Source organism: Martelella mediterranea DSM 17316, assembly GCF_002043005.1.
Classification (GTDB): Bacteria; Pseudomonadota; Alphaproteobacteria; order Rhizobiales; family Rhizobiaceae; genus Martelella; species Martelella mediterranea.
Genome location: NZ_CP020330.1, coordinates 1,695,973 through 1,719,935 on the forward strand (window position 1 = coordinate 1,695,973; position 23,963 = coordinate 1,719,935).

A 23,963-nucleotide genomic window follows, 5' to 3' on the forward strand; every position below is an offset into this window, starting at 1 on the left:
CGGCCCCAGGGAGGATGACCGATGGAAAATCTCTGGAACGACGCCGCGGCGAAGGCGGCAGTTGAACGCTATAGCGCAAACGGCGTCAATGAGGACCTCGCGCTTTGCACCTACACGACCCGGCTTCTGGGCGGCGAACCGCGCCTGGTGCTCCATGGCGGCGGCAACACCTCGGTCAAGACGGAAGCGCGCGACCTCGTCGGCGAACGTTTCGACGTGCTTTGCGTCAAGGGCAGCGGGTGGGACATGGCGACCATCGAGCCGGCCGGGCTTCCGGCGGTCAAGCTCAACCCGCTGCTGAAGGCGCGGGCCTTCGACAAGCTTTCGGACGAGGACATGGTGACCCTCCAGCGCGCCAATCTGATCGATCCGGCTTCGCCCAATCCTTCCGTGGAAACCCTGCTCCACGCCTTCCTGCCGCAGAAATTCGTCAATCACACGCATTCCACAGCGGTGCTGGCAATCGTCGATCAGGCCGAAAGCCGGCGTCTGGCCGATGCCGCGTTTGGCGACCGGTTCGCCTTCGTGCCCTACATCATGCCCGGCTTTGCGCTCGCCAAGGCGTCGGCCGAGGCGTTCGAGGCAAAGCCGGACGCCGATGCCTTGATTCTCGACAAGCACGGCATCTTCACCTTCGCCGAGACGGCGAAAGAGGCCTATGACCTGATGATCGACTATGTCTCGCGCGCGGAAGACTATGTCCGGCGCGAGGGCAGACCGGCGTTTCATTCGGTCAGCTTGCCGGAGGGGCTTGCCGGGCCGGACATGATTGCGCCGATCCTGCGCGGGGCGGTGGCGATCAGACAGAAGGGCAAGCGTTTCGGGCGGGTGGTCAATGACTTCCGCACCTCGCCCGCGATCATGGACTTCGTCAACGCCGCCGAACTCGCCGATATGGCCGAACGCGGCGTCTCCACGCCGGACCTGTCGATCCGGATCAAGACCGGGCCGATGGTGCTGCCTGCCCCGCTTGCCGATGACCTCGAGGGCTTCAAAGCAGCGACGACTGCGGCGGTGGAGCGCTATGCCGAGGCCTATACCCGCTATTTCAACGAAAACAACGACCGCGACGATGTCGACCGGACCGTGCTCGACGCCATGCCGCGCCTCACCCTGGTGCCGGGTGTCGGTCTCTTCGGGCACGGGCGCAGCGCCAAGGAGGCGAAGATCGCCGCCGATCTCGGTGAGATGTGGATCGAGGCGGCGCGCGACGCGGAAATGGTGGGCCGGTTCGCGCCGGTCAGCCGCCCGGAGCTTTTCGAGCTGGAATACTGGTCGCTGGAGCAGGCCAAGCTGGCCGGCAACAAGTCGAAGCCGCTCTCCGGCCAAGTGGCGCTCGTCACCGGCGGTGGCGGCGCGATCGGCGCGGCCGTTGCCCGGAAATTTGCAGCCGAGGGCGCGCATCTCGTCGTCGCCGATCTCGATGGCGCACGGGCCAAAGAGGTGGCGCGCGAGGCCGGTAATGGCGCGATCGGCGTGGCGATGGATGTGACCGATCCTGTGTCGGTCAAGGCTGGCTTTGCGGCGGCGGTGTCACGTTTCGGCGGCGTCGATCTCGTTGTCTCTAATGCCGGCGCTGCCTTCCAGGGGCCGATCGCGACACTCGATGACGTAGTGCTGCGCAGGAGTTTCGAACTGAATTTCTTCGCCCACCAGAGCGTGGCCCAGGAGGCTGTCAGGATCATGAAGGCCCAGGGCACCGGCGGCGCGCTGTTGTTCAACGCCAGCAAGCAGGCGGTCAATCCTGGCGCCGATTTCGGCGCTTACGGGCTGGCCAAGGCCGCCACCCTGTTTCTCTCGCGCCAGTATGCGCTGGAACACGGCAAGGACGGCATCCGCTCCAACGCCGTCAATGCCGACCGCATCCGTTCCGGCCTGCTGGACGACGCCATGATTGAAAGCCGCGCCGCCGCGCGCGGCCTTTCCGTTGAGGATTATATGGGCGGCAACCTGCTGCACCGCGAAGTCACGGCCGAGGATGTGGCCCGCGCCTTCTTCGATCTCGCCTGCGCGGAAAGCACGACGGCCAACGTCACCACCGTGGACGGCGGCAATATCGCGGCCGCCTTGCGTTAGGTGCTTAGTCCGGGCATTTGTTCGACCGGATCAATGATGAAACGATCCGGTTCGTTTGTCCCTCGTTTGCTTTGAAGGCCCGGTTTGACAACCAGTTCTGACGGATGAACTGCCGGAGTGGTGTTGTCGCATTAACTTTGTCATGCAAGGAAAGGCCCGTGCACTGAGATTCTCAGGCGATGCAAGCCGCCTTTTTCTGGCATCGCCCGCTTCGAGGCGATGGCAGCGAATTGTTCGTGCGGCACGGCGGGTGGAACTGAAAATCAGTTGCGGGTAGCCGAAGGCATGGAAACGAACCGTTGCAGCGCTAGAGAATCCATGAGCGTCGAACCCTATGACCTTGCCGAGAACTCTATGCAGATTCCGCCCGATATTGAGGACCCGACGACGGCGGACTGATGAATGTATCGCAGTCTTGATAATGTATCGAGAAGGCTACGCTTCCCAGTTTCATCAAGAACGCAGTCGATGCCTTTGTTCCACTCATTCAACCAAGTCAGTCTCGCGCAAATCATTGAAAACATGCAATGTGCGGGTCCCGGTTTCAAACATAAATCGACAGATGCCGCTTCAGAAAGCCGCGCGGTAGATTGACAGCGCATCTTCCTCGCAGACCGGGCGCGGGTTGTTGACCAGAAGCCGGGTCTGGTTCATCGCGTCGGTGGCCAGTTTCGGAAGCATGTCCTCGGGAATATTCATCGCTCTGAGGTTGGGTTGCAGGCCGCAGGCGCGCGACAGTTCCGCAAGCTTCTCGCAGAAGGCCGCGGCCCGTTCCTGTCCTTCCAAAGCCGACAGTTCCGGGAAAACGAAAGGCGCGAGCTCGGCATAGGGGGCAGGGGAGGTGACAATATTGAACCGCAGGACATGCGGCAGAACCAGCGCGTTCGAGAGGCCGTGCGGGATATGAAAATGCCCGCCGAGCGGATAGGCGAGCGCATGGACCGCGGCGACCGGCGAGTTGGCGAAGGCCTGTCCGGCCAGCATCGAGCCCAGCAGCATGTCGGAGCGCGCCGCCGGGTCCGCGCCGTCTTCGACCGCCTTGAGAAGAGACCGGCCCATCAATGTCAGTGCCTGCGTCGCCAGCATGCGCGACAACGGGTTGTTATTGGGGCTCGCCGATGCGTAGGCCTCGATCGCATGAACCATGGCGTCGATGCCCGTCGCCGCGGTTATGTGCGGGGGCAGGCCATAGGTCAGGGCGGGGTCGAGCAGGGCGATATCGGGCAGAAGCACCGGCGAGACCACGCCCATCTTCTCGTTGGCGCCGGTGGTGACGATCGATATCGGCGTGACTTCCGAGCCGGTCCCGGCGGTCGTCGGTACGAGAATGAGCGGCAGGCGCGGGCCGCGCGCCTTGTCCACGCCGTAGACATCCGCCAGCGTTTCCTTGGCCGGAACCAGAAGCGCGACCAGCTTGGCGACATCCAGCGACGACCCGCCGCCAAGGCCGACAATCCCTTGCGCGTCAGCCGATCGCGCCGCGTCGACGGCTGAAAGCACCACATGCTCGGGCGGGTCGGCCTGGACATCGCCGAACAGTTCCACGGCGATGCCGCCGTCGCGCAGCAGACCCACCGCCCGGTCGACGATCCCCGTCGCCATCATGCCCGGATCGGTGACGAGCATGATACGGTCGCCGATCTGCGCGTGAACCAGGGCCGCCAGTTCGTTCAGCATATCGACCCCGAACCGGATCGATTTGGCGGTATTGAATGCAAATCTGTTCATGGTTTCCTCGAAAGTCGGTTTTCGCGCCAGCCGGTGAGGCGCGCCGGTTTCATCCGGCGATCCCGCCGATCTGCAGTTCGGTGATACGGCGCGCCATCGCGCGCTGCTGCTCGGGGCTTTCGCCGGAGCGGGGGCGGTACCAGATCGCCATCCAGTTGACCGCGCCGAGCATGCCCTTGACGGCCAACGACACATCGGCGCCTTGCCGGATGCTGCCGTCGGCCTGGCCCTGGCGGAAAGCCTCCACGAAAAGCAGTTCGAACTTGTGCCTGATATCCATCAGTTCATCGAGGCTGATGCGCTGTTCGGGGGTGGTCGCGCCTAGGCGGTGCATGTGTACGCCCTGCACGACGACCGCCTCGTAGGCGATGTTCTGCATCATGGTCAGGGCGTGCGCCTCGAGCATGCGCACAAGCTTCTCGCGACCGGTTCCGCCGGCCGACATCGCTTCATTCACCGCGTCCATCAGCCGTCTCATGCCTTCGCGGTGGACCTCGAAGAACAGATCGGTCTTGGAGCGGAAGTAATGGTAGATGCGACCCTTGGTCGCGCCGAGGCGGCGGGCGACATCGTCGATGCTGGTCCCCTGAAACCCCATTTCGGTGAAGCAGAGCGCGGCGCAATCCAGGATTTCGACCACGCTCTCGACGAGAGCGCCCGATTCTTCCTGACCTCGGGTCTTCAGCGCCCATTCGCGGTGCATGTCGTTTTTCGCCACCGGTTCCCCCTGCGGTCAATTCCCAATCTGCGTCCTTCCAGCAATAAAGCCGATATCGAACGCTCACAACAAACTTGATGTCGCGTTTGCGGTCTGGACAGTTCCGGATTCGCATACTACGGAGTATGTTGCAACAAGAAAGTCGCCGATATGCGAGGAGGTCCCAAGTTGAACGAAGCGCACGCCCCCCACCTTTCCGAATGGGTAACCGTCGACCAGCCGATGGTCGACCGATTCGCCGACGCGATTGACGACCATCAGTTCATTCATGTCGACCCGGAACGGGCGAAGACGGAGACCAGCTATGGCGGCACGATCGTGCACGGCTTCTACCTGCTTTCGATGCTGACCGCCTTTACCCGCAGCGCTCTGCCGCCGGCAAAGGCGGGCGCGGTCGAAATCAACTACGGCTTCGACAAGCTGCGCTTTCTCAGCCCTGTGCCGGTCGGCGCGCGCGTGCGCGGCAGTTTCACTCTGGAGAACGAGACCCCCAAGGCAGGTGGCGTTCTGCGCAGTTACGATGCGCGCGTCGAAATCGAAGGAGCGGAGCGCCCGGCCCTGGCAGCCAACTGGCTGGTCCTGACGGTGGGCGGGGACCAAGAGACGGATTGACCGCGCAACGCGGGCGCAAGCAACACCGGAATTATCAAGACAACCGATTTGGAGGAGATGACATGACGGTTTCATTCAAGGATCAGGTGGCGATCGTCACCGGCGCGGGGGGCGGCCTGGGCCGCTCGCACGCTCTCACCCTTGCCAGCCACGGCGCGGCCGTCGTGGTGAACGATTTCGGCGGCGCGCGCGACGGCAGCGGCGGCACGACGGAGGCCAGCGAAGCTGTGGTGCGGGAAATCACAGCGGCGGGCGGGCGGGCCATCGCCAATGCCGGCAACGTCGCCTCCGAGTCCGATATGGCGGAGATGGTCGAGCAGGCGCTTTCGGCCTTCGGTCGGGTCGACGTGCTGATCAACAATGCCGGCATCCTGCGCGACAAGTCGTTCGCGAAGATGGAAATCGAGGATTTTCGGCGCGTGGTCGAGGTACATCTGATGGGCACGACGATCGCGACCAAGGCCGTCTGGGCGCAGATGCGCGAACAGAAATACGGCCGCATTCTCGTCACCTCCTCGACCTCCGGCAGCTATGGCAATTTCGGCCAGTCCAACTACGGCGCCGCCAAGATGGGCGTGCTCGGGCTGATGAATGTGCTCCATCTCGAGGGAGCGAAATACGGCATTCACGTCAACGCCATCGTGCCTACGGCCGCCACGCGCATGACCGGCGACATGATGGACCCGGCAATGCTGGAGTTGCTCGCGCCCGATCTGGTGTCGCCCGCCGCGGTCTGGCTGGTGAGCTGTGACGCGCCCTCGCGCACCGCACTGCTTGCAGGCGCGGGCACCGTCGCCCGCCTTGCGCTGGTCGAAAGCCAGGGCGTCTGCTTCGCAGGCCAGGAATTCACGCCCGAAACCGTCGGCGACCGTTTCGAAGAGATCGCCAGTCTCGACGGGCAGATCGAGGTGATGGCCGGTCTCGATCACGTCGAGCGGATCATCGCCAATGCCCGCGCGGCATTGGCGAAGAAGGATTGAGGCGATGAGCGAACGTCTCGCGCCGCTTCCGCGCAGCGCCTATGCCTGGCACTATGATACGGCGCCGCAATGGAACGATTGCGACATCTATGGCCATGTGAACAACGTGGCCTACCTGTCCTATTTCGATACGGCGATGAATATGGCGCTCATCGAGCACGGCGCGCTCGATCTCTCCGCCGATGCCGAGGGTCCGATCGGGCTGGTGGTGCAGAACGGCACGCAGTACTTCCGGGAGATTACCTTCCCCGCGAAGCTCAGCATCGGCGCTCGCGTCGAGGCCATCGGGCGAACCAGCCTGACCTGGGGCTTTGGCCTTTTTGACCGGGCGGGCGGCGCATGTGCCGCTCGCGGGCGCGTCGTCCACGTTTATGTGGACCGCGTCACCCGACGCCCGATCCCGCTCACGCCTGAATTGCTTGCCTGCGCAGAGGCGTTGCTGCGCGATCCTGCCACCGACAACAAGGAGACCCCGTCATGAGGGAAGCCGTCATCGTTTCGACCGCCCGCACGCCGATCGGCAAGGCCTATCGCGGCGCGTTCAACGCCACCACCGCGCCCCGGCTGATCGGCCATGCCATCGAGCATGCCGTCAGCCGCGCCGGCGTCGACCCCGCGGAGATCGAGGATGTGGTCGTCGGCGCCGCCCTGCAGCAGGGCACCACCCATATGAACATCGCGCGCACGGGCCTTTTGCGCGCCGGCCTTCCGGTAACCGTTCCGGGACAGAGCGTCGACCGGCAATGCGCGTCCGGCCTGATGGCGATTGCGATCGCGGCCAAAGAGATCATATCGGATGGGATGGCGGTAACGATCGGCGGCGGCGTCGAGCAGATTTCGCTGGTGCAGACGCCCGAGATGAACACCCGTCACTGGCACGACCCCTGGCTCGGCGAGCGGCTGCCGGCAACCTATATGGCGATGATGGAAACCGCCGAAATCGTCGCGCGCCGCAATGGCGTAAGCCGCGAAGCCCAGGATGCCTATGCGTTGCAGTCGCAACAGCGCAGCGCCGCCGCCCAGGCAGCCGGCAGGTTCGATGATGAGATCGTGCCGCTCAGCACCGTCATGCAGGTCACCGACCGCGAAACCGGCGAAACCACGATGCGCGAGGTGACGCTTGAACGCGACGAGGGCAACCGGCCTTCCACGACGCTGGACGGTCTCTCAGGCCTTGCCCCGGTATTCAAGGATGGCCAGCAGGTGTCTGAAGGCGCGTTCGTGACAGCGGGCAACGCCTCGCAATTGTCCGACGGCGCCTCGGCCGCTGTCCTGATGGAGTGCGGCGAGGCGGAACGCCGGGGGCTGGCTCCGCTCGGCCTTTATCGCGGCATCGCCGTCACCGGTGTTTCGCCGGAAGAGATGGGGATCGGCCCGATATCCGCGGTCACGAAGCTTCTTGCCACCCACGATCTGAGCGTTGACGACATCGGTCTTTGGGAGCTCAACGAGGCCTTCGCCGCCCAGGTCATCCCCGCGCGCGACCGGCTCGGCATCCCGGATGAACTTATGAACGTCAATGGCGGCGCGATCTCGATCGGTCATCCTTACGGCATGTCGGGCGCGCGCATGGTCGGCCACGCCCTGATCGAGGGCAAGCGCCGCGGCGCGCGCTATGTGGTGGTCACCATGTGTGTTGGCGGTGGCATGGGTGCGGCCGGGCTTTTCGAGGTTCTTTGAGCCGGACCGCCAAATCGCAAGAAGACGGCCATCGGGTGCGGTGGCCGTCTTCTTGTTTTTAAACAGGTCGAAAGGCCTGCTCGAACCGCTGAGAAACGCCGGGCAAGCGAGGGCGAAGCCTCAACCGAGACCGGTGCGCCGGTTGAGCCAATCCGGGTAGGGGATATCCCGCTGCGCCATTTCCATCTCCTGGAGATGCGCGGCCGCGACCGGGGGAAAAGGGGCGGCCTTCGGCTTGCCGGACTTACGGGCGACATGGAGTAGCACCTGCTCGCACCAGGCCAGCCGCTCTCCGCTCTCGTCCAGCATCTCCTGATAGAGGTGCATCCGCTTGGCATCGACCGCCAGAACCCGCGTGGCGACCGTGAAGGCATCGCCCTCATGGCATTCGCGCTGATAACCGATCCGCATCTCCAGCGTATAGAGCGTGGCTTGGTTTTCGGCGCGATAGGCCTCGCCAAGGCCGATCTCCTCCATCAGCGCTGTGACGGAACGGGAAAAGGCGATGCCATAGGCGAAATCCCCCATGTGGCCGTTATAGTCGACCCAGTCCGGAAGCACGCGGAAAGCGCTCTGGAATAGTGCGTCGTTCATGATTTCCTCCTAGCAGCGAAACGGTGGTGCAGTTCGCCCACGATCCCGCGGCGGAACAGCAGGACGCAGACGATGAAGGTCGCGCCAAGCGCCGTGGTCACGGGGAAGCCGGTGGTGGCGAAGTAGTTCTGCAGGGTGACGACCAGCCCCGCACCGACGATCGGCCCGGCAATGCTGCCGATCCCGCCGAGAAGCGTCATCAGGATCACCTCGCCGGACATGTGCCAGTTCACATCCGTCAGTGTAGCGAACTGGAACAGGATCGCCTTGAGCCCGCCGGCCAGTCCGGCAAAGCCGGCCGACATGACGAAGGCGCCGAGCTTGTAACGCTGCACCGAGTAGCCGAGAGAGATCGCCCTTTGTTCGTTCTCGCGGATGGCCTGCAGGACCATACCATAGGGCGAATGCACGATCCGCCAGATCGCGAAGATGCTGGCGACGAAGACAATGGCGATGACGTAGTAGAGCACATTGCTGTCGGCGAGATCGATAACCCCGAAAAGACGCCCGCGCGAGAAACCCTGAATGCCGTCTTCGCCATGGGTGAAGGGCGCCTGCAGGCAGAAGAAGTAAAACATCTGCGCCAGCGCCAGCGTGACCATCGCAAAATAGATGCCTTGCCGGCGCACCGCCAAAAGCCCCATGATCAGGCCGAGCACAAGTGCTGCGGCGACCCCTGCGAGAATGGCAAATTCGGGGTTCACCTCCCAGACCTTCAGCGCATGCGCCGTGACATAGGCGGAACCGCCGAAGAAAGCCGCATGGCCAAAGGACAGGAGGCCGCCATAGCCAAGCAGCAGGTTGAAGGCCGATGCGAACAGCGCGAAGCACATCAGCTTCATCAGCAATACCGGATAGACCCAGAGCGGCAGCAGCATCAGCAGGGCAATGAGCGCCAGCACGACGAGCTGTTGCCGCCGGTGCGGGCGGGTGGTCTCGGCCACCGTCTCGAATTCTTCGGCTTCGATCATCTCAGTTTTCCTTTCCGAAGAGACCTGCAGGACGCAACAGCAGCACGATCGCCATGATGACGAAGATCACGATATTCGCCGCTTCGGGGTAGAACACCTTGGTCAGACCCTCGACGACGCCCAGCAGATAGCCCGTGGCGATCGCGCCAAGAATCGAGCCCATGCCGCCGACCACGACCACCGCGAAGATGATGATGATCATGTTGGAGCCCATCGTCGGGCTGACCTGGAAGATCGGAGCGGCAAGCACGCCTGCAACGCCCGCAAGCGCGCAGCCAAAGGCGTAGGTCAGGGTCAACAGCAGCGGCACGTTGACGCCGAAAGCCTGCACGAGTGTGGCATCTTCGGTCGCAGCGCGCAGATAGGAACCGATCTTGGTCTTTTCGACCAGCGCCCAGGTGCCGAAGCAGATCAGCAGCGAGGCGACCACGACCCAGCCGCGATAGATCGGCACGGTCACGAAATCGGTACGAATGACGCCCCGCATTTCGGCCGGGGACGCGAAGGGTTTGCCGGATGCGCCGTAGAAATGCTGGAACGCGCCTTCCAGAAGCAGCGCGAGGCCAAAGGTGAAGAGCAGGCCGTAGAGGTGATCGAGATCGTAGAGACGGCGGAGCATGGTGCGCTCGATCAGCGCCCCGACGAGGCCGACGAGGACGGGGGCCAGCAGCAGCGACGGCCAGTAGCCGAGACCCAGATAGTGGCCAAGCATCCAGGCGGCGAAGGCCCCGAGCATGTAGAAGGCGCCGTGAGCGAAGTTTACCACGCGCAGCAGCCCGAATATCACCGCCAGCCCGAGCGACAGCAGCGCGTAGAACGAACCGTTGATCAGGCCGATCATCACCTGCCCGGTGAGCACCACAAGCGGCACGCCAAAAATCATTGTCATGTCAAACTCCCAGTGCCTTGTTGAGCGTCTCGCGCCTGCCGGGCAGCTCGGCGACTGCAAAGCTGTCGATCATCTCGCCTTGATCCATGACGTAGAAATGATCCGCGATCCTGGCGGCGAAACGGAAATTCTGTTCGACCAGAAGGACGCTCAGCCCGTGGGCCTTGAGCGCCTTCAGCATCTCGCCGATCCGGTTCACGATCACCGGGGCCAGCCCTTCGGTCGGCTCGTCAAGCAGGATCAGGCTGACGCCGGTGCGCAAGATGCGGGCGATCGCCAGCATCTGCTGTTCGCCGCCCGAGAGCTTGGTGCCCGGGCTGTGACGGCGCTCCAGCAGGTTTGGAAACAGCGTGTAGATTTCGTCGAGCGACATTTCCTTGCCGTTGCGGGCCACGATCGGCGGCAGCATCAGGTTCTCTTCCACGCTGAGCGAGGCGAAGATGCCGCGTTCCTCGGGCACGAAGCCGATGCCGGCATGGGCGACCCGGTGCAGCGGCAGGCGCAGGATCGACCGTTGATCGAATTCGACCGTGCCGGTCCGCTTTCGCACGATACCCATCAGGCTGCGCAATGTGGTGGTCTTGCCGACGCCGTTGCGACCCAGCAGGGTCACGGTCTCGCCGGGGTAGACGTCGAGATCGACGCCATAAAGCGCCTGGCTCTCTCCGTACCAGGCTTCCAGCCCGCGCACCTTCAGTTGCTGCGGGCCGCGGGCCTCGCGGGTCTTCGCGGAAGCGTCAGTCATCGTCCTCGGTCCCCATATAGGCTTCGCGCACGCGCGGATCGGCGCTGACCGCGTCATAGTTTCCTTGCGTGAGGATTTCGCCACGCTGCAGCACGGTGATGTCGTCGCCGATATCGGCAACAACCTTGATATTGTGTTCGACCATCAGGACGGCGCAGTCGCGGGCGACATCGGCAATCAGCCGGGCCATCGTCTCGACATCCTCCTGACCCATGCCTGCAAGCGGCTCGTCGAGAAGCAGCACTTTAGGGTCGAGCGCCAGCGTGGTGGCGATCTCCAGAGCGCGTTTGCGCCCGTAAGAGAGGTCCGCCGCCCGGTGATCGGCCATATCGGCGAGGCCGACGCGTCCGAGCAGTTCCATCGCGCGGGGCCTGAGCCGCGACAGGCTGGCAAGCGACCGCCAGAACTGCACGGCAAGCCCGTTTTGCCTTTGCAGCGCCACACAGACATTGTCCACCAGCGACATGTCGCCGAAGGTGGCGGAGATCTGGAACGACCGGGCGACGCCAAGCCGCGCCACCTGCGCCGGCGCCATGCGGGTGATGTCCGTTTCGCCGACCATGATCGTCCCCGCGCTCGGCTGCAGGAACTTGGTCAGGAGGTTGAACACCGTGCTCTTGCCGGCGCCGTTCGGACCGATCAGCGCGTGGATCCGGCCGTGACGGATGTCGATATCGACATTCGTCACGGCCTGGAAGTTCCCGAAACTCTTGCTGAGACCCCGTGCCGACAATGCGGCACGGGCGCTCTCCGGCGCGGGGCGCGCCGAAATGGTAGCCATCGTCATGATGTCGCCTTACCCGTCGATGAGCGGGCAATCGCTCTGGTCAAGCGGCCGGAAAGCCTCGTCGCCCGGAATGGTGCGCAGGACCTTGTAGTAATCCCACGGACCCTCGGATTCCTCGGGTGTCTTGACCTTTACGAGGTACATGTCATGGACGACGCGGCCATCCTTGCGCAGGGAGGCATTGTGGTTGAAGAAGTCGTCGATATCCATGCCGCGCATGGTTTCCATGACCTCGGAGCCGCTCTTTGCCTGGCCCGATGCCTCGGCCGCCTTGAGGTAGTTCATCACCGACGAGTAGACACCTGCATGCACCATGGTCGGCATCTTGCCGTCCATCCTTTCGCCGAACCGTTCGGACCAGGCGCGGGTTTCGTCGTTCATGTCCCAGTAGAACGCGGTTGTCAGCGTCAGGTTCTGCGCGATGTCAAGGCCGACGCCATGGACATCGGTCAGGAACAGCAGCATGCCGGCGATATCCTGTCCGCCGGCGGTGATGCCGAACTCTTCCGCCTGTTTCAGCGCGGTCATGGTGTCGCCGGAGGAGTTGGCAAGCGCAATCACATCCGCGCCGGAGGCCTGGGCCTGCAGCAGGTAGGACGAGAAATCGGAGGTTTCGCGCGGATGCATGACCTGCCCGACAACCGTGCCGCCGGCAGCTTTGACGGCCGCGGCCGTATCGGCCTCAAGCGCATGGCCGAAGGTGTAATCGACAGTCAGGAAGAACCATGTCTTGTCGCCCTGCAGCGTCATCGCGCGGCCGGTTCCGTTGGCCAGCGCATAGGTGTCCCAGGTCCACTGGGCGGTCGACGGCGAGCAGGAAGCGCCGGTGAGCGCCGAGGAGCCCGCGGTCGAGATCAGCAGCGCCGTATCGCTCTGGCGGGTGATTTCCTGCACGGCGAGGGCCACCGAGGACGTCGGCACGTCGGCGATCGCGATCACGTTCTGCTCGTCGATCCAGCGGCGCGCCAGGGTCGAGCCGACATCCGGCTTGTTCTGGTGGTCACCGACGATGACTTCCACGTCTTCGCCCAGAAGCTTGCCGCCGAAGTCCTCGACAGCCATCTCTGCCGCGACTTGCGAGCCCTTGCCGGAAAGGTCGTAATTCATCCCCGACATGTCGGTCAGAACGCCGATCCGATAGGGCTCGGCCTGCGCTCCCGCCGCCAGCGCGACGGAGAAGGCCGACGTCAGAATGGCCTTTGTTATTACAGTCATAAATATTCTCCTCCCAATTGGCACCACTCGGGTGCATGAAAAAGCCGGGCGAACCCACGCGCCGGCCGGTGATCAGGCCCCGCCGCCGCCTTCGGCAAGCAGCTTGGCCAGCAGAAACTGGTCGCCCTCGACGCCTTCCGCCCAATTTTGGCGGGCATGGGCATCGATGGCGGATTTGGTCATGCGCAGCGACATCGGCGGTATTTCCGCGATCGCGTTCGCCCATTCCCTTGCCGCGTCCAGCGCCGCGCCGGCGGCAACCGCGCGGTCGGCGAGGCCGAGCGTCAGCGCCTCGTCGGCGCCGATCGTTTCATCGCAGCACAGAATTCTCTTGGCACGGCCCGCGCCCACGCGCTCGGTCAGAAGCGGCAGCCCGCCCCAGCCGAGCGTCATGCCGAGACGCACTTCCGGGAAGCGCAGATAGGCATCCTCGGCCATGACGCGGAAATCGGCGCAGAGCGCGAGGATCGCGCCGCCGCCGATGGCCGGCCCCTCGATCGCGGCGATGACGATCTGCGGCAGCCGCCGCCAGGCCGTGCTCATGCGCACGCCCGCATTCATCGACAGGTGGCGGGCGACGGCCGGGCCCTGCGGGTCCCACAACCGCGGGTCCTTCAGGTCCACGCCGGCGGCGAAGATTTTCGGCGTGCCGGCCAGGACGATCACCGAAACATCGGGATTGAGCGACAGCTCCCTTGCCGCCGTCTCCAGTGCGTCGATCATCGCCTGATCCAGCGCATTCGCCTTTCCGCCACGATCGAATCGCACGGTTGCAATCGCGCCTTCCACCTCAACCTTTACACTCGACATGGCGGTCATTTCCCTCGTCATTTCACCGTCGCCAAGCGACATACTACTAAGTATGTTGCACAATGAGGCACAACAATGCAATATGAAATATGAGAGGACGGAAGCCGACGCGCGTCCCGAATTTGAGTTTTTCCTGAGGAGGACAAGATGGCCCTTAAGCCACCGGGCAAGGCCCCCGAAACCGCTGCGACGGCCGATCCGGCTTTGGACAGAAAGCGCTCCGTGCTGCGCTATATCCTTGATGCGTATGCGCAAACCCAGCCAGAGGCGCCGTTCGTCCAGTTCTTGCCGGGTCCGACATGGACCTATGGCGAACTGCATCGCAGAGTGCGGCTCAGGGCGAGCGCGCTGGCGCAGGCCGGCGTCAAGCGGGGCGATCACGTGCTTTGTCTGATGGGCAACAGCCCCGACCTTTTATGCAGCTGGTTCGCGATCAACTATCTCGGCGCGGTCTATGTGCCGATCAACACCGGCGCGCGCGGTCACATGCTCGAACATATCCTCAACGATGCCGATGCGCCCGTCCTGATCGCGCAGGCCGCTCTGATCGAGCGGCTGGCGGAGGTAAACCCCGGCAAGGTTAAGACCGTGCTGGTGGTCGAGGGCGAAGCAGCCGCGATCGAGGGTTACGACATCCGGGCGCTGGTCGACCCGCAAGTCGAGGACGCGGAAGCGCTGAACCTTTCGCAACCGATCGAGCCCTGGGACCTGCATGCGATCATGTATACCTCAGGCACGACCGGCAACGCCAAGGGGGTGATGAGCACCTACGCCCAGCACTACACGATGGGGCCGGACGCCTTCGACTGCGTCGAGGCCGATGACCGCTGTATGATCTGCGGACCGATCTTTCACTGCGGTTCGACGCTTTATGTGAACGCGATGCTGGCGCGCGGCCTCTCGATCGGCATGATGCGCGAGTTCAAGACCGACACATTCTGGCAGGCCGTTCGCGAGACCGGGTCAACCTATTGCCTCCTTCTCGGCGTCATGGCCGCTTTCCTGCTCAAGGCACCGGTCAGGCCGGATGATCGCGATCATCCGCTGCGCCGCGCCTTCATTACGCCGTTCGGTGAGGATGGCCCGCTGTTTGCGGAGCGGTTCGGCATCGAGGCCTGGACCATCTACAACATGACGGAGATCGCGAGCCCCCTGCATGCGGGCCCCGGCATCAAAACCAAGGGCATCGCCGGCAGGCCGCGCCCCTGGTGCGAACTTCGGATCGTCGATGAAAACGACATGCCGCTGGGTGACGGCGCGGTGGGCGAGCTGGTCATCCGGTCGCACCGCCCCTGGGCGCTGATGGCCGGCTACTACAACAATCCCGCGGCAACCGTGGAGGCCATGCGCAATGGCTGGTTCCACACCGGCGACAGCTTCCGCAGGGATGAGGACGGCACCTATTACTTCGTTGACCGGCTCAAGGACGTCATCCGCCGGCGCGGCGAGAACATCTCGTCCTTCGCGCTGGAGAGCGAAGTGCTGAACCTGCCGGAGATCCGCGAATGCGCCGCCGTGGCCGTACCGTCCGAGTTCACCGAGGATGATGTGCTGATCGTGGTATCGCCCGCCAGCGGTCACGGCATCGATCCGGCTTCCGTCATCGAGCGGCTTGCCGGGACGCTGCCGCGCTTCATGGTGCCGCGCTACCTGCGCGTTCTCGATGATCTGCCGAAGACGGCATCGGGCAAGGTGCAAAAGCACCTGCTGCGCAAGGACGGCGTAACCGCCGACACCTGGGATCGCGAGGGCGCAGGAGCTTCTCGCGCGGTAAGACTGCCCGTGGAATGATGGCGCTTTGGCTTGGCGCCCCATCAAGACCTGATGCTGACCGGCCATTGTCAATGAGCAGAGGGACGGCAGCATATTTCGTGCTTTGCCGTCCAGCAAGCGGCGCCAACGGACCGATCCAACGAAAGGGCGGGCGCGCTACCCTGTATCACGCGCCCGCCCTCCGGGAGGATCTCCTTGTCAGGCGGCGACCCTGGCCGCCGGCGTCATATTGCTATCGTCAGAAGGTGACGCGCCAGTTGGCGGCGAGCCACGCATTCGACGATTCCCCGAGCGTGGTGACATTGCCCATCACCGACAGCGTCGAACCCGAAATGGCGACCTCGAAGCCGGCGCCGGCGCGCAGCCAGTCCTGCTGGTAGGACGGGCCCGCGAAATTGAAGCCGCTGAGGCCGATCACCTGCCCGGTCACGTTCGAGCCGTGGCTCTGAAAGCGGTGGACGCCTTCAAGCGTGCCGATCAGGTTGAATTTCTCATTGATCGGAACAGTGGTGTCGAAGCCGTAACGCAGCTCGGTGGTATCGTTGCAGAGCTTGTCGAAGGCGGCCGGGAAGGCGCCGCCGGTTTCGGTATAGCCGTTGAGGCAGGTATTGGCGAAGGCGACTTCGCCATAGGGCGAGATGTAGGGCAGGGCGTTTTCCCACTCCAGACGTCCCCTGATGCCATAGCCTTCGGTACCGGTATTGCCGACGGAACTGTCGATGACACCGCCATTGATGACGTAATTACGTGTGATGTCGGCCTCGCCCCACAGGCCCACGCCGGTGACGACGCCCCAGAGGCCGCTGACCTCGTCGCCGGCCAATAGCCCCATGGCCTCGAGTTTCACATAGCCTGCGTTGACATCGGTGCTGCCGCCAAACATCGTGTTCTGGTTGAGGCCGGTATAGCCGACAATTCCGTTGATCTGCACAGGGCCGAAATTATGGCCGAAGCCGAACTCGCCGAGCCCGAGCGTGCCATCGCGGTTGTCGTGATCGTCTCTGCCCCAGTCGCCGCTTGCCTAGGTGATCGACTTGCCGGCGGGCGCGCGCCGGTCGAGCGGGCGGGAACCGGCGCCGTTGACGATGATGCCGAGACTGTTGAGCGCTGCCGTTGCGACCGTGGCCGTGGTGCCAATGCTTGTCGCGAGCGAGGTTACGGTGATCAGACCGACGCCGCCGGCGCCACCGCCAGCTGTACTGCCGCCACCTGTGCCACCGCTGCCTGCGCTGCCGCCACCGCCCGTATTGCCGCCCGTCCCGCCGCCACCGGTGTTGCCACCCGTGCCGCCGCCGGTGTTGCCACCCGTGCCGCCGCCGGTGTTGCCGCCACCCGTGCCGCCCGTGCCGCCACCGCCGTTTGTCGGGCCGGTTCCTTCTCCGCGCGCGATGTAGACTTCGTCGTCTTTCGTCACGCCAACCACAACCGAGCCGTCTTCATTGGTTGCGTCGGCTGTCTCGGTGATCGCATTCTGGGGCATATCGGCGCCGCTTGCCGTGAGCCAGTCTTCGACAGTCAGCATGCCGCCGTCTTCCGTCCAGCGGAAACCGTTGTTGGAGGAGTAGAGCGTTCCGACTGCGACAGCCCCATTTCCGGAAAAGCCAAGGGCCGCCGACAAAGCGGATTCCGCGCCATCGAGGCCTCCCAGGGACTCGATCTCGCCATCGACCCAGCGCACGGCCTGACGAGCGTATCCCTTTTGCGATTCGCCCACGATGGCTCGGTGTGACCTTCTCCGCCGAAGACTGGTCCGCGATTGTCCGCATTGAGTCCGTGGCATCCGACGGGCCTGCCCGCATGCTGCCGCAGGGCGCGGCAGTGGCCACAATCGGCGACATGATGCCCGAGCCGGGCGACCTGATCGAGGAACCGGACGTGGCCGAGAGCTACAAGGCGCTTTCCCGCTTCTTCGAACGGCAGGCGCTATTGAGCCGGGTTATCGGCCGCGAGCTTGTCGCCATCACCACGGCGGAACCCGAGGCCTCGCAGGTTCTGGTGAAGCCTGCCGCGCATCGCCCGATCACGAGCCTGCCCGGGGTCTTCTGGGTTCAACTCCTCACCGGGCTGGCCACGCTTGTCATCGGCGCCTGGGTCTGGAGCCTGCGTCGTCACGATGCGGCCGCGTGGCTGCTGGCAGTGGCTGGTCTGTCCATCCCCGTCGCAGCTTTTCCCGCTGCCATCTATTCCTCGCGCGAACTGGCGTTGCCGGGCGCTCTTTTCCACGTTCTGACCGCCATCAACCATTTCGGAACCTTGCTCTTCGGCGTTGCCATGCTGGCGCTATTCCTGATCTATCCGCGCCGGCTGGTTTCAAACCGCGCTCTCTGGCTGTTACCGATCGTTTTCGGGGGCGTGTGGATACTCGACACCTTGCAGGTCGTTTTTCGCGGTCCGGTGGAGGCCATGCATGTGTCGATTGTCATCCTGATGGCCGCCATCATGATGAGTGCCGTCGTGCAGTATTTCTTCGGTCGCCGCGATCCTGCCGCACGCGCCGCGATCCGCTGGTTTGCCCTGTCTGTGGTGCTTTGCGCCGGCACGTTCGTTTCGGTCATTATCCTGCCAAATCTGTTCGGCGTGCGTCCCTCCATCTCGCAGGGTTATGCCTTTGTGCTTTTCGGCCTTCTGTTCGTCGGCGTCGCCGTTGGTGTGGCGCGCCATCGGCTGTTCGAGCTGGAAGGCTGGGCTTTTTCGATTCTCTCCTATTTCGGCGCGTTTGTTTTGCTGCTGCTGCTTGACGCCGCCCTGATCGTGTTCATGGCGATGGACCGGCCCGGCGCGTTTGCCGTGTCGCTGCTGGTAGTGGCGTTGGTCTATCTGCCGTTTCGCAACTGGATGGCAAGGCGGCTGATGCCGCGCGGCGAGCTTGATCGCGAGACGCTTTTCGGCCGCATCGTCGACGTGGCCCTGGCAAAGGATACGGTACAGGAAGAGCGCTGGCGACAGATCCTGAGTGAAACGTTCCAGCCGCTGCATCTGTCGGATGGCATTGCCGGGGGCGCCAATGAACCAGCTATTGAAGAGGATGGCCTGGCGCTTGCCATTCCCCGCATTGCCGGTCTCGCGCCGGTGAGACTGTCCTATGCCTATCGCGGGCGGCGTCTGTTCAGCCCGCGTGACCGGCGCTTCGCCGCCGATATCTGCGCCATGCTGGCGCATGCGATTGCCAGCCGTGATGCCCGTGAGAAGGGCGCCACGGATGAGCGCATGCGGATTGCCCGGGACATGCATGACAATATGGGCGCGCAGCTTCTGTCGGCGCTTCGCAGCGAGACCAGTGAGCGCAAGAATACGCTGATCCGCGAAACGATCTCGGACCTGCGCGACATCGTCAACAATGCCGCGCGCGGCGGCAAGACGCTGGAAGAGGTTCTGGCCGATCTCCGGATCGAGGCGCTGGAGCGGCTGGCGGCGGCCGATATCGCGCTCGACTGGCGCGACAGCAACAAGGACGGCGACACGATGCTGGCGCCGAACATCGCCTATGCGCTGCGTTCCATTCTTCGCGAGATCGTCAGCAATGCCATCCGCCATTCCGGGGCAAGCCGCATAAGGCTGCGGTTTTCGACCGAGAACGGCATCGCCCTGCTCGACGTGAGTGACAATGGCAATGGTCTTGCTCCGGGCTACGAGACCAATGGCAACGGTCTTGCCAATCTCGAGGCGCGTGTCACCGCCCTCAATGGTGCGCTGGTCATCGGCGACGCCAAACCCGGCCTGATCGTGCGCGCCCGTTTTCCCCTCTCTGAAAGCAAGACGACATGACCCGGATACTGATTGTCGAGGATCTGGCCGAGGCCAGGACATGGCTCAGCGGCATTGCGAAAGCGGCCTTTGCGGCGCCGCATGAGATCGAAGCGGTGGCGACCATGAAGGCGGGCCTGACCGCTGCGGCGGCGAATGATTATGACGTGGCGCTGATCGATCTCAGCCTGCCGGACGGCACGGGCATCGAGGTTTTGCGTGCCCTGCGCGCCCGAAGCGCCGATACGCTCTGCGTCATCACCACCGCCATGGGGGATGACGCCCACATCGTGGCCGCGCTTTCAGCCGGGGCCAATGGCTATCTCCTGAAGGAACAGCCATCGGAACTGATCATACGGCAGCTCAGCCAACTCGCCGAGGGGATTCCGGCTCTGTCGCCGGCGATCGCGCGGCGCATCATGGAGCATTTCCAGTTGACCGGACCAGCTGGCGCGCCGGAGGGCAGCCTGACCGAACGTGAACGGGAAGTCCTCGCGCTTATCAGCCGCGGCATGCGCAATGTCGATGTTTCCGAACAGCTCGGCCTCTCCGGCAATACCGTGGCGACCCACATCAAGTCGATCTATCGCAAGCTCGGCATTTCCTCGCGCGCCGAGGCTTCCTGGTATGCTGCCATGTTGGGCCTGTCGCCGGGCAAGGCGGAATAGGCGCCTCTGTTGCAAAAATCGCTTCTGACTGACGATGCCCCGGGGAGCTGCTGCCCGGGCTTTACGCCGCGTTGATACAAGCAGACGTGCAGACCGTTGGCTCTTTCGCAGGCGTTTTATATGGCCCAATGCACGCTTCGACACCTAAAGATCAGTGCGGCCTTGCAATATATTTCACTCTATAAGAAAAATATCAAAGTTTGTTGACAGCATAACCGTCGGCCGCATAACGTCCCGATGCGCAATAAATTGCGTTATGTGAGATTAATTTCGTGCGGTACCTTTCGCGTACCGATGATCTTGGATCATGGTCTTCTGGGAGGAGGAAATGATGAAACTTACTTTGGGCGGCGCGGTGACATCTCTGGCGCTTGCAGCATTCGTCTCCGGCACAGCGCCGGCTCTAGCCGATACAATCAAATGCGAGCCGGGTGAAACCTATGTCATGAATGTCATGGTTTCGGCACACCCTTACTGGGTGCCGGTCTATGAGGGCTTCAAGCAGGCGGCTGACGCATTCGGCTGTGAAACCGTCTTCTCCGGAACGCCGGATTACGACATCACCAAGCAGATCGCCTCGTTCGAGCAGGACCTGGTCAAGCAGCCGGCAGGTGTTCTGTTGCATCCGATGCAGGCCGATCCCTTTATCGGGCCGATCAACCAGGCCGTCGACAGCGGGATTGCGGTGGTGACATTTGCCGCCGACTCGCCGAACTCCAAGCGAACGTCCTACATCACCTCCGACAATCTGGCCGAAGCCAAGTTCGCGGCGGAGGAGATCGTCAGCCAGATCGGCGAAACCGGCGAATATGCGGTTCTGGAAAATCCGGGCCAATCCAACCACGATCTTCGCGTCACGGCGCTAATCTCCTACATGGAAGACAACTATCCGGACATGAAGCTGGTTGGCCGGCAGACGACCAATCAGGACAGCAATGCCGCCTACCGGGCAACGGCGTCCATTCTCCAGGCCAACCCCAATCTCGGCGCGATGTGGATCCCGGAAGCGGGTTCGGCCGAAGGTGCGGTCGCAGCGGTTAGCGAAGCCGGCGCCGACGTGCTGATCATGCATGCCGATATCACGCCGGCGACGCTTGAGCAGATCAAGGCCGGCAATATTCACATGGCGCTCAGCCCGAACCAGGGCATGCAGGGCTTTCTCGGCTTCCTGGCGACGTTCTTCGCCGTGCACAGTGACGTGTTCGATCCGTTCAACGACTACAAGGTCTCGGGCTACAACCCGTTCCAGATTCCCTTTGCCGACAACGGCTTCGCCGTCATCACCAAGGAGAACGCCGAAAGCTTCGACCTCAACGCATATATGGAAGGTCGCGACACGAACTGAGCCCTCTAACCGGGCTATCGTGAGCGGTGGCGCTGGCCGCCACCGCCCACAGCAATTTCAATCCGAGATGAAGGGCGCTCGCCATGACCGACGACGTGATCCTGAAAATTGCCAATGTGAGCAAATCCTTCGGCGCGATCCAGGCATTGAAGGGCGTGGATTTCGAGCTGCGCAGGGGCGAAATCCATGCGCTTGCCGGCGAGAACGGCGCGGGCAAGTCGACCCTGATGAACGTGATCGACGGCATCCTGCAGCCTGACAGCGGCGAGATCATCCTCGGCGGCGAGGCGGTTCGGATATCGTCTCCGGCGGTGGCCCAGGAGCTTGGCATTGGTCTGGTGCATCAGGAGATCGCATTGTGCCCCGACGTCTCGGTCGCGGAAAACATTTTCATGGCCGCCACCAATGTGAGCCGGTCGTTTCTGGTGGACTACAATGCCCTGCGCAAGAAGGCGAAGATTGTTCTCGCGGAACTTGCCGACATCGATCCCGCCACCCTGGTGCGCGATCTGTCGATCTCCAGCCAGCAACTGGTCGAGATTGCCAAGGCTCTGACGCTGGATTGCCGGGTGCTGATCCTGGACGAGCCGACCGCGGCGCTGACGGAAACCGAGGCGCAGATACTGTTTGCGATCATGCGGCGTCTCGCCGATCGCGGGATATCGATCATCTATATCTCGCACCGCATGGCTGAGATCTTCGACAATTGTGATCGTGTTTCCGTGTTTCGCGACGGCCAGTATATCGTCACCTACAATGTCGCCGATATCGAGGCGGGCGATGTGGTCAACGCCATGGTCGGACGGGTGATCGACAAGCTCTATCCGGAAAAACAGTCTGCCGCGGAGCGATCCGAAGACATTATCCTCAAGGTCGACGGGCTGAACGAGGCCCGGCGCTTCCACGATATATCCTTCGAACTGAAGAAGGGTGAAATCCTCGGTTTCGCCGGGCTGATCGGCTCCGGGCGCAGCGAGATCGTGAAGGGTATTTGCCGTCTCGAAGGGGACGTAACCGGCGAAGTATGGCTGAACGGCCAGAAGCTCGCGCTCGCCGAATATGCAGACAGCATTGCCGCCGGCATGGTCTATCTGAGCGAGGACCGCAAGGGCGACGGCGTGTTTCTCGAGATGTCGATCGCGGAGAATGTTTCGGCGCTGGACCTCGACCAGGTCTCCGGTGTCGGCGGGCTGATCAGCGGCGGAAAGGAGCGGGAACTGGCCGAGCGGCTCGGCCGCACGCTCAACCTCAAATATGGCCGTCTCGGCGATCCGGTTTCGTCGCTATCGGGCGGTAACCAGCAGAAGGTGGCGCTCGCCAAGATGCTGTCGGTCAATCCGAAGCTGATCTTTCTCGACGAGCCGACACGCGGCGTCGATGTCGGCGCCAAGTCCGAAATTCACCGCATCCTACGCGATCTGGCGCGGGCCGGCGTCGGCATCGTGGCGATCTCGTCCGAACTGCCGGAGCTGATCGGCATCTCGGACCGTATCCTTGTGGTGCGCGAGGGCCGTATCAGCGGCGAGGTCACGGGTGAAGCGATGACCGAGGAAAACATAATGCATCTGGCATCCGTGCTTGATCGTCAAGAACAGACTGCCTGAGGGAGGGGAAGGTGGACACTGCTATGGAAATGTCAGCGCCAAAGCCGGGACGCGGCGGCACAAGCCCGCTGAAGAGATTATTCAGAATGCGCGAGACCGGTCTGATCGCGATCATTCTCATTTTGTTTATCGTGATGTCCTTTGCCTCGCCCTATTTCCTGACCTGGGTGAATATGCGGGCGATGGCGATGGCCTTTGCCGTGGAGGGGATCGTGGTGGTGGGCATGACCATCCTGCTGATCTCGGGCGGCATCGATCTTTCCGTGGGCTCGGTAACGGCGCTGGCCATGGTGATCGGCGGCTGGCTTTATCTCCATGGGGTCGATCCCTGGGTCGCATCGGCGATATCGATCGCGGCCTGCGCCGGCATCGGCGCCTTCATGGGCTTTTTCGTCACGCGGGTCGGCCTGCATCACTTCATCGTGTCGCTGGCGGTAATGGTGATCGCGCGCGGCATATGCCTGCTGGCGACCGGCGGGCGTCCGCTCGGGCTCTATACCCTGCCGCCGGAGTTCAAGTTCATCGGCCAGGGCACGATCGGACCGGTGCCGCTGGTGATCGTCATCTTTCTGGTCGTCGTCGTCGCATTCGACTTCGCGCTGCGCCGGACCACGCTGTTCCGCAAGGTGTTCTATACCGGCAGCAACGAGAAGGCGGCCGCCTATTCCGGCATTCGCACCAAGCGGGTGATCTTCTCCACGACCACGCTGTGCTCGGCGCTTTGCGGCGTTGCCGGCGTCATCTACATGGCGCGCTTCGGCTCGGCCCAACCGACCTTCGGCATCGGGATGGAGCTCAACGTGATTGCCGCCGCCGTCATTGGCGGGGCAAGTCTGAGCGGTGGCTCGGGCACGATTTTCGGCGCGATCCTCGGCACGGTCCTGCTGTCCGTCGTTTCCAGTTCGCTGGCGCTGCTGGACGTATCGGTCTACTGGCAGGATATCATTCGCGGCTCGATCCTGCTCTCTGCTGTTTCGATCGATCATTACCTCCACAAAGTGCGCGGATAGAAGGGGCCTGGGAT

The 23,963-nt window shown here is 63.2% G+C and carries 21 protein-coding genes and 1 pseudogene; 11 read left to right on the top strand and 11 right to left on the bottom strand.

Going from position 1 to position 23,963, the window contains the following annotated elements; all coding sequences use genetic code 11:
• Positions 1 to 21: 21 nt before the first annotated feature.
• A complete protein-coding gene (locus Mame_RS07915) occupies positions 22 to 2,076 on the top strand; it encodes a bifunctional aldolase/short-chain dehydrogenase (protein WP_018067248.1) in 2,055 nt (684 codons plus the stop codon).
• 570 nt (positions 2,077 to 2,646) lie between these two features.
• Here Mame_RS07915 and Mame_RS07920 read toward each other — a convergent pair.
• Together Mame_RS07920 and Mame_RS07925 are read right to left on the bottom strand one after the other, a co-directional pair.
• Complete coding sequence (locus Mame_RS07920) at positions 2,647 to 3,804, bottom strand: iron-containing alcohol dehydrogenase (RefSeq protein WP_018067247.1); 1,158 nt, start codon at positions 3,802 to 3,804, stop codon at positions 2,647 to 2,649.
• Positions 3,805 to 3,853: 49 nt separating this feature from the next.
• Positions 3,854 to 4,522, bottom strand: a complete 669-nt coding sequence (locus tag Mame_RS07925; protein WP_235726877.1) for a TetR/AcrR family transcriptional regulator — start codon at positions 4,520 to 4,522, stop codon at positions 3,854 to 3,856.
• A 168-nt stretch (positions 4,523 to 4,690) separates the two neighbouring features.
• Here Mame_RS07925 and Mame_RS07930 point away from each other — a divergent pair, with 168 nt between their 5' ends.
• From Mame_RS07930 to Mame_RS07945, 4 genes are all read left to right on the top strand, one after another.
• Entirely contained in the window at positions 4,691 to 5,134 is a 444-nt protein-coding gene (locus tag Mame_RS07930; protein ID WP_018067245.1) for a MaoC family dehydratase, read from the top strand.
• A 62-nt stretch (positions 5,135 to 5,196) separates the two neighbouring features.
• Positions 5,197 to 6,114: an SDR family NAD(P)-dependent oxidoreductase gene (locus Mame_RS07935; protein ID WP_018067244.1), complete on the top strand. Its 918-nt coding sequence runs from the start codon at positions 5,197 to 5,199 to the stop codon at positions 6,112 to 6,114.
• A gap of 4 nt (positions 6,115 to 6,118) precedes the next feature.
• The gene (locus Mame_RS07940; protein ID WP_018067243.1) at positions 6,119 to 6,595 is read left to right on the top strand and encodes an acyl-CoA thioesterase; all 477 of its coding nucleotides are present in this window, start codon (positions 6,119 to 6,121) and stop codon (positions 6,593 to 6,595) included.
• Entirely contained in the window at positions 6,592 to 7,794 is a 1,203-nt protein-coding gene (locus tag Mame_RS07945) for an acetyl-CoA C-acyltransferase (RefSeq protein WP_018067242.1), read from the top strand. Before Mame_RS07940 ends, Mame_RS07945 begins: the two co-directional genes overlap by 4 nt.
• 120 nt (positions 7,795 to 7,914) lie before the next feature.
• On the opposite strand, the gene Mame_RS07950 is transcribed toward Mame_RS07945, so the two are convergent.
• From Mame_RS07950 to Mame_RS07980, 7 genes are all read right to left on the bottom strand, one after another.
• Positions 7,915 to 8,388 carry a thioesterase family protein gene (locus Mame_RS07950; RefSeq protein WP_018067241.1) on the bottom strand — a complete coding sequence of 158 codons (474 nt, stop codon included), beginning with the start codon at positions 8,386 to 8,388 and terminating at the stop codon, positions 7,915 to 7,917.
• A complete protein-coding gene (locus tag Mame_RS07955; RefSeq protein WP_018067240.1) occupies positions 8,385 to 9,359 on the bottom strand; it encodes a branched-chain amino acid ABC transporter permease in 975 nt (324 codons plus the stop codon). The genes Mame_RS07950 and Mame_RS07955 overlap by 4 nt, the downstream gene beginning before the upstream one ends.
• 1 nt (position 9,360) lies before the next feature.
• A complete protein-coding gene (locus tag Mame_RS07960; RefSeq protein ID WP_026173901.1) occupies positions 9,361 to 10,248 on the bottom strand; it encodes a branched-chain amino acid ABC transporter permease in 888 nt (295 codons plus the stop codon).
• Between the two features lies 1 nt (position 10,249).
• Positions 10,250 to 10,993 (bottom strand): ABC transporter ATP-binding protein, encoded by a 744-nt coding sequence (locus Mame_RS07965; RefSeq protein WP_018067238.1) that lies wholly within the window; start codon positions 10,991 to 10,993, stop codon positions 10,250 to 10,252.
• A complete protein-coding gene (locus tag Mame_RS07970) occupies positions 10,986 to 11,780 on the bottom strand; it encodes an ABC transporter ATP-binding protein (protein WP_210162293.1) in 795 nt (264 codons plus the stop codon). Before Mame_RS07970 ends, Mame_RS07965 begins: the two co-directional genes overlap by 8 nt.
• A 9-nt stretch (positions 11,781 to 11,789) precedes the next feature.
• Positions 11,790 to 12,995: an ABC transporter substrate-binding protein gene (locus tag Mame_RS07975; protein ID WP_018067236.1), complete on the bottom strand. Its 1,206-nt coding sequence runs from the start codon at positions 12,993 to 12,995 to the stop codon at positions 11,790 to 11,792.
• A gap of 72 nt (positions 12,996 to 13,067) precedes the next feature.
• Positions 13,068 to 13,805: an enoyl-CoA hydratase/isomerase family protein gene (locus Mame_RS07980; RefSeq protein WP_033411133.1), complete on the bottom strand. Its 738-nt coding sequence runs from the start codon at positions 13,803 to 13,805 to the stop codon at positions 13,068 to 13,070.
• Between the two features lie 147 nt (positions 13,806 to 13,952).
• Here Mame_RS07980 and Mame_RS07985 point away from each other — a divergent pair, with 147 nt between their 5' ends.
• The gene (locus Mame_RS07985; protein ID WP_018067234.1) at positions 13,953 to 15,596 is read left to right on the top strand and encodes an AMP-binding protein; all 1,644 of its coding nucleotides are present in this window, start codon (positions 13,953 to 13,955) and stop codon (positions 15,594 to 15,596) included.
• Positions 15,597 to 15,816: 220 nt separating this feature from the next.
• Here the strand turns inward: Mame_RS07985 and Mame_RS07990 are convergent.
• Together Mame_RS07990 and Mame_RS27125 are read right to left on the bottom strand one after the other, a co-directional pair.
• Positions 15,817 to 16,533, bottom strand: a pseudogene (locus tag Mame_RS07990) (autotransporter outer membrane beta-barrel domain-containing protein); the annotation flags it as partial.
• Positions 16,534 to 16,599: 66 nt separating this feature from the next.
• Positions 16,600 to 17,292, bottom strand: coding sequence for a hypothetical protein (locus Mame_RS27125; RefSeq protein WP_018067232.1), 693 nt, complete (start codon positions 17,290 to 17,292; stop codon positions 16,600 to 16,602).
• An 11-nt stretch (positions 17,293 to 17,303) separates the two neighbouring features.
• On the opposite strand from Mame_RS27125, the gene Mame_RS08000 reads away from it, so the two are divergent.
• From Mame_RS08000 to Mame_RS08020, 5 genes are all read left to right on the top strand, one after another.
• Positions 17,304 to 19,343, top strand: a complete 2,040-nt coding sequence (locus tag Mame_RS08000; RefSeq protein WP_018067231.1) for a sensor histidine kinase — start codon at positions 17,304 to 17,306, stop codon at positions 19,341 to 19,343.
• On the top strand, positions 19,340 to 19,990 hold the full coding sequence (locus tag Mame_RS08005; protein WP_018067230.1) for a response regulator transcription factor: 651 nt from the start codon (positions 19,340 to 19,342) through the stop codon (positions 19,988 to 19,990). The genes Mame_RS08000 and Mame_RS08005 overlap by 4 nt, the downstream gene beginning before the upstream one ends.
• Before the next feature lie 331 nt (positions 19,991 to 20,321).
• Positions 20,322 to 21,335: a substrate-binding domain-containing protein gene (locus Mame_RS08010; protein WP_026173898.1), complete on the top strand. Its 1,014-nt coding sequence runs from the start codon at positions 20,322 to 20,324 to the stop codon at positions 21,333 to 21,335.
• A gap of 83 nt (positions 21,336 to 21,418) precedes the next feature.
• Positions 21,419 to 22,939 (top strand): sugar ABC transporter ATP-binding protein, encoded by a 1,521-nt coding sequence (locus tag Mame_RS08015; protein WP_018067228.1) that lies wholly within the window; start codon positions 21,419 to 21,421, stop codon positions 22,937 to 22,939.
• Positions 22,940 to 22,962: 23 nt separating this feature from the next.
• Positions 22,963 to 23,949, top strand: a complete 987-nt coding sequence (locus Mame_RS08020) for an ABC transporter permease (protein ID WP_051085175.1) — start codon at positions 22,963 to 22,965, stop codon at positions 23,947 to 23,949.
• Positions 23,950 to 23,963 lie beyond the last annotated feature (14 nt).

What these genes read in the sequence shown, in the direction of transcription:
- Mame_RS07915 (WP_018067248.1), top strand. Translation starts at nt 22, where the DNA reads ATGGAAAATCTCTGGAACGACGCCGCGGCGAAGGCGGCAGTTGAACGC.
- Mame_RS07920 (WP_018067247.1), bottom strand. Translation starts at nt 3,804, where the DNA reads ATGAACAGATTTGCATTCAATACCGCCAAATCGATCCGGTTCGGGGTC.
- Mame_RS07935 (WP_018067244.1), top strand. Translation starts at nt 5,197, where the DNA reads ATGACGGTTTCATTCAAGGATCAGGTGGCGATCGTCACCGGCGCGGGG.
- Mame_RS07940 (WP_018067243.1), top strand. Translation starts at nt 6,119, where the DNA reads ATGAGCGAACGTCTCGCGCCGCTTCCGCGCAGCGCCTATGCCTGGCAC.
- Mame_RS07945 (WP_018067242.1), top strand. Translation starts at nt 6,592, where the DNA reads ATGAGGGAAGCCGTCATCGTTTCGACCGCCCGCACGCCGATCGGCAAG.
- Mame_RS07950 (WP_018067241.1), bottom strand. Translation starts at nt 8,388, where the DNA reads ATGAACGACGCACTATTCCAGAGCGCTTTCCGCGTGCTTCCGGACTGG.
- Mame_RS07955 (WP_018067240.1), bottom strand. Translation starts at nt 9,359, where the DNA reads ATGATCGAAGCCGAAGAATTCGAGACGGTGGCCGAGACCACCCGCCCG.
- Mame_RS07960 (WP_026173901.1), bottom strand. Translation starts at nt 10,248, where the DNA reads ATGACAATGATTTTTGGCGTGCCGCTTGTGGTGCTCACCGGGCAGGTG.
- Mame_RS07965 (WP_018067238.1), bottom strand. Translation starts at nt 10,993, where the DNA reads ATGACTGACGCTTCCGCGAAGACCCGCGAGGCCCGCGGCCCGCAGCAA.
- Mame_RS07970 (WP_210162293.1), bottom strand. Translation starts at nt 11,780, where the DNA reads ATGACGATGGCTACCATTTCGGCGCGCCCCGCGCCGGAGAGCGCCCGT.
- Mame_RS07975 (WP_018067236.1), bottom strand. Translation starts at nt 12,995, where the DNA reads ATGACTGTAATAACAAAGGCCATTCTGACGTCGGCCTTCTCCGTCGCG.
- Mame_RS07980 (WP_033411133.1), bottom strand. Translation starts at nt 13,805, where the DNA reads ATGTCGAGTGTAAAGGTTGAGGTGGAAGGCGCGATTGCAACCGTGCGA.
- Mame_RS07985 (WP_018067234.1), top strand. Translation starts at nt 13,953, where the DNA reads ATGGCCCTTAAGCCACCGGGCAAGGCCCCCGAAACCGCTGCGACGGCC.
- Mame_RS08005 (WP_018067230.1), top strand. Translation starts at nt 19,340, where the DNA reads ATGACCCGGATACTGATTGTCGAGGATCTGGCCGAGGCCAGGACATGG.
- Mame_RS08010 (WP_026173898.1), top strand. Translation starts at nt 20,322, where the DNA reads ATGAAACTTACTTTGGGCGGCGCGGTGACATCTCTGGCGCTTGCAGCA.
- Mame_RS08015 (WP_018067228.1), top strand. Translation starts at nt 21,419, where the DNA reads ATGACCGACGACGTGATCCTGAAAATTGCCAATGTGAGCAAATCCTTC.
- Mame_RS08020 (WP_051085175.1), top strand. Translation starts at nt 22,963, where the DNA reads ATGGAAATGTCAGCGCCAAAGCCGGGACGCGGCGGCACAAGCCCGCTG.